The sequence below is a fragment of the Sphingobacterium litopenaei genome (assembly GCF_014692495.1).
Lineage (GTDB): Bacteria > Bacteroidota > Bacteroidia > Sphingobacteriales > Sphingobacteriaceae > Sphingobacterium > Sphingobacterium litopenaei.
Genome location: NZ_JACOIJ010000055.1, coordinates 1 through 12,217, shown reverse-complemented (window position 1 = coordinate 12,217; position 12,217 = coordinate 1). Strand labels below are relative to the sequence as shown.

Below are 12,217 nucleotides of genomic sequence, written 5' to 3'. Positions count from 1 at the left end.
GGATTAAAAATAATATCGTCAGGAACTGGCGATTACACGGGCGGAGACTCAAATAAGACTTTGGCAACAAAGCACAAGTCTGTGAAGCCCGAAGCCCATTTGTCTTTAGCAAATGGGTAGTTCACATTAGTCACCTGCCTATTTTAGTTAACTCAGATGTGATTGCAGAGGCAGAGGATCATCTGTACGAAATTTCATTAAAGGGAATGTATTTGACGCTGTCTATTATAAGCTCATTAATATTATTAGAAATGGGGCTTTTACCTTGAAAGAGCCACAAGTTTATTTTTAACCTTTCTTCACTTTGTTTGGGAATATTGTTTCCTTTATATGTCCATTTAGCTATAGTTTGTACTTGTGGATGAGTTTCCCGAATACTTTCAAAAGAAATGCTTTCTTCTTTCCATTCGAAGCTATGCACGGTGCGTTCTGGATAATCATCCATATTAAATCGGAAAATATTTTCAGGATTATCGTGGGGTTGCACCACAAATTGAGTATTCTGGTTAGTAACATCTGACCATTTCGAAAATTCAATATCAATTTCTTGATTGTCATTTAAATAGGTAAATAGCCCCGCTACGGCATTCTCATCTAAAGATGATAAAGAGGAACTAATGTAAAAAATGTACTTCCCATGTCCTACCTTCTGATCCAATGTAACCTCTGAACAATACCAAAGACCTTTTCTATTTATTATGCGTAGATGTAGTTTACCTGTTTTATCTACCCAAACATTTTCTTTTGAGTTGCTAAATAAATTTGGTCCGGGACCAACTATATTAGCCCCGGTATTACGTACTAACCACTTATGTCCAGAAAAAATGATTTGACGTTCTTTTGGGGTGTTAATATTTACTTTTCTCACTACACATTGATTGAAAGTGGATATAATTAAACCAGCTATAAAAAGTCTTATAAATGCTCTTGTTAAATACATTACTTTGATTTTCTCAATTGGATTCGATACTACAAATTGACTAATTTATATCCTTGGTAGCATTAAAAAAATTATTATAGAGGGAATCTGGTATGAGAAAGTTCGTTGAAATCAACTTTTCATTTTTTGCCTTGTACTCATCAAACTTATTTGATAAGAGTTTTGCTACTGACTTAATTTCATTTTTTTCTTCAGTTAAATTCGTGTTCAAGTTAAATACCTTTCCTTCCACCATGTGGTAATTGGCATATACAAAATCTTGCTGCTGGGTTTTACTTTGCATTATTGGAATACCGTTACTATTTGGTGCTGCTCCAGTCTCTAGACCTTTCCCAATCCAGGTGACTTGATTTGGCGTTTTGAAAGCATAATTATTTCGATAAAATGCAAGTAACGTTGGCGCGATATCAAAATGACTCACAACTTGATTGAATGTAGCGGAAGATTTTAGCAAAGGTGAATAAATAATTAATGGAACATGATACCTATCTATTTTGTCTTGCAGATTAATCTCTGGCATACTATGGTCTCCTGTAATAATGAAGATGGTATTTGCAAAATCTGAACGTTTTTTATACTCTTCAAAAAAGCTTTTTAAAGCTTCATCTACATTCATTACTGATGCGAGTTGCTTTTTATAAGATTTAGCCAGTTTAATATTGTCTGGTTTTAAGTCTAGTATTTTGATCTGATTTTCTACTAGTTTTTCAAAATACTCTTGATTATTAATCAAAAACGGGCTGTGTGTGGATAGCGTAAGCAACAGATTAAAGTAAGATGAACTCTGTGGAGTAGAAACCAGCATTTTATTTAGAACCGCTTGGTCTTCATATCCCCAACTTTCTCCATTTAGTGAAGGAAGTTTTTTATAAGGCTCCTTAAAAGTTTTTATATCCATTAAGTTATCTATGTTGTTGTGCTGCATGTACTTCTTCATGTTATCAAAGGAAGCATCTCCACCGTAATAAAAACTGGTTTGAAATCCATTATATTTAAAAATATTCTGTAGATTGAAGTGAACAGGATATGTGTCTAATTCTAAAAATCCATTTTTTGCAAAGGGTAGTGAACCGAGAATACTTGGAAGTACTGCAAAAGTTCTTCCCGAAGAGCTTAAGCAATTCTCCCAGTAAAGAGATTTTTCTTTCAACGAATTTAAAAAAGGGGTAAAATTCCCTATATATCCATTTGATGAACTATAGGCGTGCCCCAACCCCTCCAATATAAGAATTACTAAATTTGGCGTTGATTCCGAGGCTGCTAAATAATTTCCTAAAAAGTCTTTAGTATCTTCTTTCCTTAAAAATGGATATGGTTCCAAATTATTAATATTTTGTTTACCTACTACATTCATTTTATTAGCCCAAGGGAAATTTTCTTCCACGTAATTGAAAAAATTAGTCTCCAAAAAGTATTTCCATTTGCTTACTGATGCATTAGCGTAAAATTCATTTCTATTTTCAATATTTTTGGTGAATTTAAAAGGTAAGAAAACTAATATTAAGCCCGTCACTGTAAGAATAGCTCCAGCATAAGGTGTATTGAATTTATAGCGGCTTACAAAAAATAATGGGATTACCGCAAATAGTATAACTAGTAAAAGCAGGGCAATGTTTTTTAGATTTAACATTCCACTACTTTTAAGAATCTGTTTCAATTCGTCATAACTATAAAAAAAAATGTCAGCTCCCAGTAAGTTTTGTGATTCTGAAAAATAAAGGAAAAGTATTACTTGTATTACAATGAAAATGGAAAATATCGCTATTATCAAAGTGTTTATATACCTAAAACCTAGATATAACAATAATAAATACAAAATACTAAAAGCTGCAACTAATTGTATTACAAAAACCAGGTTATCAATGAAAAGATTAAAATATATTGCTGAATAAATTTGATTATCAAATTTGGTGTTATACCAGTAAGCCTCAAGCCCCACGTTGGCCATATAGAGAATTAAAAAAACGAATGCAATAGGCGCATAATTTCTTAATGCCCATATAGCTGTTATTTTAATTTGAATCCATATACTTTCATTTTCATTAGACTGTTGAAATCCCTGTCTAGTCATCTCACCCCAGCTGTGCTGTTTTCGAAAATAGTCTCTTAATCCCGATACGCCAGCCATGACAACTCTTCCATGAAAAAAGAATGGTTCAAGTATTGCAGTGCCAATTAATGTCAATAAGTCTTTTCTCTTTGTATAAACTTGGTGAGACATCAGATCCAGTAATATAGCATAAATTGAATATAGTATTCCCGAGGCTATAACTAATATGAATAGTGTGAAAAAGAAGGGCCAATTTATAATTCCAAATACTAAGAATAAAATAAAAATACAATAACCTAAAAATTCAACTAAAGGACCTAAAAATTCAAAAAAGAACCAATATGGCATACTTATCATACCTAAGCGACCATATGAGGGGTTAAACATAAGTTTGCGATGTTTCCATAGGGTTTCTATAGTTCCCCTCATCCATCGATTTCGCTGCTTTTTTAAAATATCAGTTGATTCTGGTACTTCCGTCCAGCATAGTGGGTCCGATATGTTAAGAACTTTGTACTTTTGCTTTTGCTCTTCCATATAGCGTCTCATTCTAACTACAAGTTCCATATCCTCGCCAACTGTCTTGGGATCATATCCACCACATTTCAATACTAATTCTTTATCAAAGGCACCAAAAGCACCAGAAATTAAAATAAGACCAGATGCTCTTGACCAAGCCATTCTCCCCAGCACGAAAGCACGTATATATTCTAAGGCTTGGAATCTTCCTAGCCATTTTTTAGGTAGATTAACTTCTACAACTTTTCCGTCTACAATTTTACAGTTGTTTGCTAGACGGATAACTCCACCACAAGCTATAACACGCTCATCGGTTTGATCCATGAAGGGCTTAGCTAATTTTAGTAGTGCATCTTGCTCTAAAATGCAATCCACATCAATACAAACAATATATTTTCCACTGGATACATTTATACCAACATTTAAAGCATCCGCTTTACCTCCGTTGTATTTATCTACAACTATGAGTTTTTTAAATGCGGGATTTTTACTTTTATAAATCCCTTTTATTTCTTTTGTAGGTATTACTTGAACTACGTCAAAGGGAATTAGTTCTAAGTTGTAAGATTTAACTAATTTATCAATTGAATCATCTTTACTGCCATCGTTTACTATAATTATTTCCAAATTACTATAGTATAATGAAAGCAGTGATCTTACATTATCAACAATTGTTAGGCCTTCATTATATGCGGGAGCTATTATACTAAAAGCTGGTGCGTTAGGATTACTTGCTATTAATTTATAGTCGGTATATTGATTAAGGTCTGTATATTTTTTTAGTGCCCCAAAAGCATAAATTCCTACCCAAGAATATATTAAGAATATGACGATTGAATATAATAGAAATAGCCATACTACGATTTCATATATAAAATGTGAATAATCTATCATAATTATTTTGATAAAGCATTTTGCAACACCTGTCTATATTCGGGCGCAAGATTGACGTCTGTTATTTTCTTCGTAAGATACTCCTGTTCATTCAGTTTTTTCAATAATTTGACAGTATTTATGTAGATATGGATATCACTTTCATTTTCTAATACTGAATGAAGAAATGGAATTTGCGTATTATTCCCTGAGCGATCTATAAATTTTATAATTTGAACTTTCACTTTTTCGTTCTGAAGAGGGTAGCTGTTTATAAGTATGCTTAATGTCTCTTGATTTTCAATAGTTTGGAGCGTTTTAATTGCACTAATTCTAATATCCGTTGAGTTGTGATTCAGCAAACCGACAATACTATCATGGGCGGTAAGAATTCTAAACTTTCGTATAAAAGCTAAGGCGAAATCAATGACCGATAAGTTGGTGCTGATTAACCATTTTGATACAACATGAAAATCAGATTCTGCTACATTATGTAGCGCTTGTAATAATCGCATTTGTTGCCATTCTGATAATGGCTTTTCCAAAGATTGCAAAAATGAGAGACCTTGAAATCCGTTAAAGCGTACTATGCTATACTGTGCTTCTGAATATACGTAAGGATTATAATGATCCAAAAGGTTCGTAATTGTACCAATGGCATCACGATTATTCATTGCAGTCATTACTTGAATTCCACGTACATTTTGATAACTATTGCTGCTCTTTAGTTTCTCCCAAGCTAAATCATCTAGTTTAAGGCCATGAAAAATTTCTTTTAATGTTTTGTGCGCATCACCTACAAACCTTTGATCCGATTCAATCAAAACTGATATGAAAATTTTCTTAAAATTTTTGTTTTCTAATAGCGATAAAAATTCTGTGTCATTTAATAGGTTATATGTCCCATTAAATATGGAGTAGCTAATTTTTTCTTCTATTCTCTTTTTCCACAGCTGTGCATTATTTATAAATTGATAATTTCGGTACCCATAAATGATAACTCCTATTATAAGTAATATAACCAATAGTAGGAGTACCACTAATGCCAGAGTCAGATTATAAAGTTGGATTTTTAGAATTATCATTTTACTTAAAACGTAATAGTCTTTTAATTCTTAAGACTAATTCATTGGGATTAAAAGGCTTGACCATAAAATCTGATGCGCCTAGTATAAAAGCATCTTCTACGACATCCTCTTGACCCAAGCTGGATAAGACGATCACATTTATGGATAAATTATGCTGCTGTATAGCAGAAAGTATTTCAATACCTGATGCAAATGGCATCATAATGTCTGTTACCACTAAGTCAGGTGGATCACTGACAATATGGTCTATAGCTTCTTTGCCATTTCTACATAGAATGATATCATATCCTTCATTCTTAAGTTTATGTTCAATAGTTTTTAAAATTAGTTCATCGTCTTCTGCTAATAATATTTTCATATCTTAATATTTTAAATGTCTTTAAGTATTGCTAAGCTCTTGTTTATCTCTGTAATAATTTCTTCATAAACATTTTCATCAAAATTATTATTAAAAAGTATATTTTCATGCTTTTTGATCTTTGAAACCAATGTTGTCATTCCTATAGTCGAAGCAGTGCCTTTGAGCTTATGAAGATTTTTTTTGAGTTCCTCGGTGTTTACTTTCTCTTTTGCACTTTTTAAAATAGATATAGTGTTGTTAAGCTCCTTAATTGCAAGATCCATGAAAAAAGATTTGAAATCATCATCACCATTAAAATTTTGATTTAAAGTATCTATATCAAAACCTATATCCGATGTTTCCAATGCCGTTTGATCTTTATCATCAGCATCTAAGTAATTTATTAATATATTTTCGATATTTTTTAGTTTAATAGGTTTTTGAATTATTTTAGTGAAATTGTTTAGATCTGAGCGTTTTTCCAGACCAGATATTATTCCAGCTGTAATTCCAATGATTGGCTTTGTCTTATATTTTGTAAGTTGACGTATTATTTCTGCCGCTTGCAAACCATCTATTATGGGCATTTGGAAATCCATAAATACTAAATCAACGTCATAATTTTTACAGGCATCAATAGCCTGCCTACCATCATATGCTTTTAAAATTTTTGAATTTGGAACCAGTTCATTAATGAATTTTACATTGAGTTCCATGTTAATCTCATTATCATCGGCAACAAGAATTACAGGCGTTAAATTTTGTAAAGCTTTTATTAGATAATTACTTTCTTTGTTGATTTGGGATGTGTATTTATTTTCTTGGCTACTTTTTAATTCATGTAAAGCTTGGTATAAAGCCTCTGGAGTAAAAGGCTTAATTAAACGATGATATTCAAAACTATCTAACTCACTAAATTCATTCTCATCAAGAGAGATAGTGTGCATTATTATAATAGAAACTTTATTTTTGAGCTTATTTAATTTCTGCTTCAGCTCACGGCTAAGTTGATTGTAGTTTATTAATATAACATCATAATTAATTTCTTTTTCTAGAGTTATGCAAACCGAAGTAAAATCACTGCAAACTATGGTATCAATATTTCTATATGCAAGTAGCTTTGCTATTACCTCTTTTAAGGTTTCGTTTTGCTCAATTAATAAAACTTTCTGTATATTGGTTTCAATTTCTGGAGTTTGATTTTTCGGATTATAATCTAATTCAATGTCAAAATAAAAAACACTACCTTTTCCTACTTTGCTTTCCAATACTAGATTAGTATTCATATACTTAAGTATATTATTAGAAATTGTTAATCCTAAGCCTGTTCCCCCATAAATTTTATTTATAGAATTATCACCTTGCGCAAAAGCATTGAAAATACCCGCTTGACGATGCGGCGCGATACCAATGCCTGTATCTTTTATGAAGAACCGTAAATGAATTTTATTTTTTAACTTTTTTAAAACCGATACTTTTATTAATACTTCACCCTTATTAGTAAACTTTACCGCGTTTCCAACCAGATTAATTAAAATTTGTTTTAATCTATCGTGATCATAGAATATGTTTATTGGTAGTGCTGGATCAACATCCAAAATGAGCTCGATATTTTTCTTTTGCGCTTGGATTACTACTGCACCTACGACCTGGCTTGTTAATTCATAAATATTGGCCTCTTCGATAAATAATTCCCATTTACCTGCTTCGATTTTGGAAAAATCAAGTATATCATTAATTATATGCAATAAACTAATTCCCGACTCGTGAATATATTTTAGATACTGAAGTTGATTAGTATTAATTACAGTATTCATTAATAATTCTGAAAACCCAATAATTCCATTAAGGGGAGTTCGAATTTCATGACTCATATTCGCTAAGAACTCCGATTTTGCGCTATTGGCTAATTCGGCCGATTTTTTTGCTACAATCAACTCTTTGTTAATTTTGATATAAGAGGTGATGTTTTGGGCAAAAACTATGATTCCGCCTATAATATTTTTGGAAATATACCACGGTCTTACCTCCCAATTCAAATAATTCGGATCTTCCCCTTCGTTGAATTGTATTTTTTCATTTGAATTTTTATAGGTGATACCTTGTAAAGCATTATAGTATATTTGTCTACGTTCTTGCGGAATATTTGGAAAAAGAGAAAAGAGATTTTTATTCTTAATGCTTTTTAGATTTATTCCGAACTCATCATACCATTGGTTACTATAATGTAAAAAATCAAAATTGTTATTAAACATGGCAACCGAAGCAGGTACGAATTCTATAAATGCGCGGAGCATTGCTTCTTTCCTTTCTAATTCCAGGTATAGCCTTTTACTTTTATCAATATTTTGAATTATCCCAAATATGCGCGCGCATTTACCTTGGGTGCATTCGGGTACTCCTTTAAGTCTAACCCATACCGATTCAGCTTCATCTTGCTTAATTTTTAGCTGAATATCAAAGCCTTGTATGTCTTGTTTAGCTTTAATTAAAGCTTTACGCAAAGTGCGTTTAAACTCGTTATCAAAAAGATTTTCAAATTCTTTTAGGGTAGATATACAGTCTTTTTTAAGGTTAAAAAAAGTCTTTCCCGTATCAGAGAATTTTATTTTTTCTTTATCAATATCGATTTCCCAGCCACCAACTTGAGCTACAGTATTTGTTTGTTCTAATAACTCTTTAGTTCTTCTTAAATCTAGCTCAACCTTCCTATGATTTGTAATATTTAATGAGGTGCTCGCTACATAAGGGAAATCTCCGGTATCGCATTCAAGTATATTATGATACAAAAAATAAAGTAGGTTACCATTTTTTGCGATTAAAGTAATAACCCCGGAAGTTTCCTTCTGTTCTTTAATTTTAATTAAATAATCGTCGATGTGCTTTTTACGCTCCTCTGGTACAAAATCAACTATATTTTTACCTTCAACTTCAATCGATTTATAACCCAGCATTTGACTGCCTTTTTCATTGATTTTAAGAATTTTTCCATTTAAATCATGCAGGCATGTGAGTCCTATGCTATTCTCAAAAAAATTTCTGAATTTACGTTCTGACGATTCTAATTTTTTTCTTTCTTGTATTTCCTTTGTTATATCTCTGCCGAAGACAAATATTTCGTTGACGGTATGATTATATTTAAATGTCCAATCAATTAGCAATTTCTTTTTTGCTATTATACTCTGGCTTTTAATGTTGCTTTTTCCGTTTAGTTCACTCTTATTTATGGCTAATTCTAGTTCCTCACTTTGGGAATTAACAAGCTTAATGAAATTGAATTCATTAGACTTTTTTTGTGATTGTAAAAATAATTTATCAAATACCTGATTGGCCTGTTTAATATTTAAATTTTTATCCAAAACGCAAATCATATTCTGCGTTTGTTCATAGATACTTTTGTAATACCCCGATTCTAATTCTTTTTTTTTTCTTGTATATATTTGACTCAATGCATACGCAAGATCTTCTAGAGATTTGATTTGATTTTCTTCAAGAACCTTAGGCTTATAGTCCATAACACATATAGTTCCTAAAGCTATACCCTCTTGATCTACTATAGGGACACCTGCATAAAATCTAATTCCTGTTTCTTTTATTAAAGGATTCTCGACCGTTCTGTAATCTAATGAAGTGTCTGGTATAACTAGAGCGTGCTGCCCGTTAATAGTATACTGACAAATTGTATCTTTTCTCTCTAGGGTGTTTATATCTAACCCTATGCAGCTTTGAATCCTTTGTATATCCTCTTCCATTAATGCAATAAGGGAGGCTGCACAACCGGTTAATGCGGTTGCAGATTGCGCGAATATATCAAATTCATGATCTTTACCCATACCAATTAACTCATAATTATGCAGCTGTTTAATTCTTTTAAGCTCATTTTTAGGTTTGGGAAATAATCTCATGACAGAAACATTACTACTATAAAACGGATAAATGGTAAAAATCTGGAGACGATCTTGATTAAAAGACTCTACTATAGCCAATACTTAAATCATATTGATTACCTTTTTGGCTAACCTGAAACTCCTGATTGAAATAAGTGGCAGCAATACTTACTAAATTTCTCTTTTTAATGGAAAAGTTGTAGTTGGCGCCAACTTTATAAGTTTTTAACTTAAAAGAATCCTCGACAAGTAGGTTGTTTCGATTTTCTTCAGGACTTATACCTGTACCTACTTGAAGTCCAAAGTAATCGTCTGCTCCTTTCAAATAATATCGTACAGTTCCAGTATAGGAATGAGATATATTCGTTTTATCAGGAGAAAGATAGGTTCTTAAGTTGAACCATAAATTTTGATAATATTTACCTATGGATGCGGTATAGAGCCATATGTTGTTTGAAAAATTCAATTGCCTATATCCAATTTCACCTTCAAAGCTTTTGGGTAAATTAGCATAAAGAGAAACTCCAGTTCTATAGCGTGGAAAAATACCCACATTATCTGAGTACCCTGCCCCTAGGTATAAATAAAAAATTTTATTGATTCTTGGATAAGCTTCTAGTTCAAACTGTAAGCCATTATCAGCGAATTTATTAGCGTAATTTGTTTTAAATATCACCGAACCCAATGATGTTGCTCTTCTGTAGCTTACTCCCAAAATATGCCAATTATCATCAAACTGTTTATCAAAATGAGTGAAATCATAATTTATACTAATTGCATTTTTTGCGGTATAAGATTTCAAATTTTGAGCCAGTGAGTTGGCTTCTGTATTTTTAGGGTTAATATTCAGTAGAGTATTGACGGATGATTCTGCGTTCTGATAGGCTTTTATGCCATAATTAAATTTCGCATGCAACAAGAGTATGTCTTCGGATTGAGGATGCTGGGATAGCCCTTCATCAATAATTATTTTCGCTTTTTCGTTTTGGTTGTTCCAATAAAGTAGGTAGCCGTAAGCTAGATAGAAATCTTCATCTTTGATTTTTTTTGCATGTAGATTTTCAAAGACTCTTGCGGCTGAATCAATTTTATCACTCCATGTATAAAGCCTTCCTAAGAAAATGTGCAAATCTGTATATTCTGGGGATTTATCCAGTGCGGATTTAATTAATCTGATTGCTTGTGGATAATCTTTTAATTCAAATGCTACATTTCGAGCTCGGGAAAATAGTTCATCGGAAGATAAATTTACATCTTGACCATAGATTGTTATAGTCGTAAGTAGGCTCAATAAAAGCGAAATTATATAAGGCTTCATAGGGCAGATAGAATTTCTGGAAACGAATTAAATTTTATAAATATAGAGAATTATGTATATATATTATACTGTTGTTTTTTATTTGTAACAAGCCGTTTTTGAATGCTTTTGACCCAGAAATGTTTTAAAAATATGGGAATCACTGGACAACTTGAAAAATGATTTATATCTTCAATCATTCTTTTGGCAGTTTTGCAAAAAGGTTTCAGGTAAAAGTAAATCTTCATACCCAATGCCCTAATGGAAAGTAATGAGTATTATTTCTATTATTTATTATGAAAGGTTGATTGATTAATAGTTGTGGTATTAATCTGTTTTCAAGATTATTAAATCTTTATATTTTGAAAATCCACCGCCGTTTTTGCCTCATAAAGGATGTTGCAGAAATTATTATTTAACATTTTGTAACATTTGATTGTAAACTATATATTCTTTTATATGTTCTACTAATGAAACAAAACTTTAATACTATGGATTCATTAGATTTGAAAGGCAAATGGAATATTTTAAAGGGTAAAGTAAAGCAACAGTATGCAGACTTGACCGATGATGATCTTTTATATGTAGAGGGAAAAGAAGACGAACTTTACGGAAGGTTACAAGAAAAAACTGGTAAGACTCGTGAAGAGGTTACGAATTGGTTAAATGATTTAGATAAAAAATAATATTTTTTGTCTAATTATTCGAAATACAAGGGTCTAACTATTTGTTAGGCCCTTATTATTTGTGTGCCCAGCATGGGCAATAACTCTAGGGTGTAAGTCAGAACACGCCTTTACAGTGGGAAGTGTTAGCTTATGACAAGGGTGTCCACTGCGAGGTGGAATCTGAAGGAAGTCTGCGGCAAAACCTCGGTCCGACGAACAGAAACTACATACAAGGCCGCAAGTGTTGGGTGAGGCTGCAACACAAGCCGAAGCCCTAAACTGTACGGAAACACTATGGTAAATGTAGCGGATATATGAGGTGAAAGTTATTGTTCTTACCTGGGAAGATAAGACTAAACTCTGTCAAAGGTATAGGCGAATGCCCGCGAAGAAACATCTAGCAGAATAATGATGCTAGATGCTTTAGTCAGAAGTCAGCAGAGGTCGGTGTGTCACGAACAAAGCATGATATTGCTTTGGTGCTGTTTGAATGATGAGGGTAGGCCCCTCGAAGTCGACGTTCAGGCGCAGGCTTCAAACCACCTTTATGTTGCT

At 32.3% G+C, this 12,217-nt stretch carries 7 protein-coding genes; 1 reads left to right on the top strand and 6 read right to left on the bottom strand.

The features are described 5' to 3' along the window. Nucleotides 1-178 precede the first annotated feature (178 nt). The 6 genes from H8B04_RS16240 to H8B04_RS16215 form a co-directional block, all read right to left on the bottom strand. Nucleotides 179-868 carry a glycoside hydrolase family 16 protein gene (locus tag H8B04_RS16240; RefSeq protein ID WP_190303019.1) on the bottom strand — a complete coding sequence of 230 codons (690 nt, stop codon included), beginning with the start codon at nucleotides 866-868 and terminating at the stop codon, nucleotides 179-181. Nucleotides 869-980: 112 nt separating this feature from the next. Then, complete coding sequence (locus H8B04_RS16235; protein WP_190303018.1) at nucleotides 981-4,403, bottom strand: sulfatase-like hydrolase/transferase; 3,423 nt, start codon at nucleotides 4,401-4,403, stop codon at nucleotides 981-983. Nucleotides 4,404-4,405: 2 nt separating this feature from the next. Beyond that, nucleotides 4,406-5,206, bottom strand: a complete 801-nt coding sequence (locus H8B04_RS16230; protein ID WP_190303017.1) for a HEAT repeat domain-containing protein — start codon at nucleotides 5,204-5,206, stop codon at nucleotides 4,406-4,408. Between the two features lie 262 nt (nucleotides 5,207-5,468). Then, complete coding sequence (locus H8B04_RS16225; RefSeq protein WP_149914554.1) at nucleotides 5,469-5,828, bottom strand: response regulator transcription factor; 360 nt, start codon at nucleotides 5,826-5,828, stop codon at nucleotides 5,469-5,471. Between the two features lie 11 nt (nucleotides 5,829-5,839). Next, nucleotides 5,840-9,796 (bottom strand): PAS domain S-box protein, encoded by a 3,957-nt coding sequence (locus H8B04_RS16220; RefSeq protein ID WP_190303016.1) that lies wholly within the window; start codon nucleotides 9,794-9,796, stop codon nucleotides 5,840-5,842. Beyond that, entirely contained in the window at nucleotides 9,774-11,015 is a 1,242-nt protein-coding gene (locus H8B04_RS16215; protein WP_190303015.1) for a YaiO family outer membrane beta-barrel protein, read from the bottom strand. Before H8B04_RS16215 ends, H8B04_RS16220 begins: the two co-directional genes overlap by 23 nt. A 470-nt stretch (nucleotides 11,016-11,485) precedes the next feature. Between H8B04_RS16215 and H8B04_RS16210 the strand changes: the two genes are divergently transcribed. After that, the gene (locus tag H8B04_RS16210; protein WP_149914557.1) at nucleotides 11,486-11,680 is read left to right on the top strand and encodes a CsbD family protein; all 195 of its coding nucleotides are present in this window, start codon (nucleotides 11,486-11,488) and stop codon (nucleotides 11,678-11,680) included. The last annotated feature ends 537 nt before the right edge of the window (nucleotides 11,681-12,217 follow it).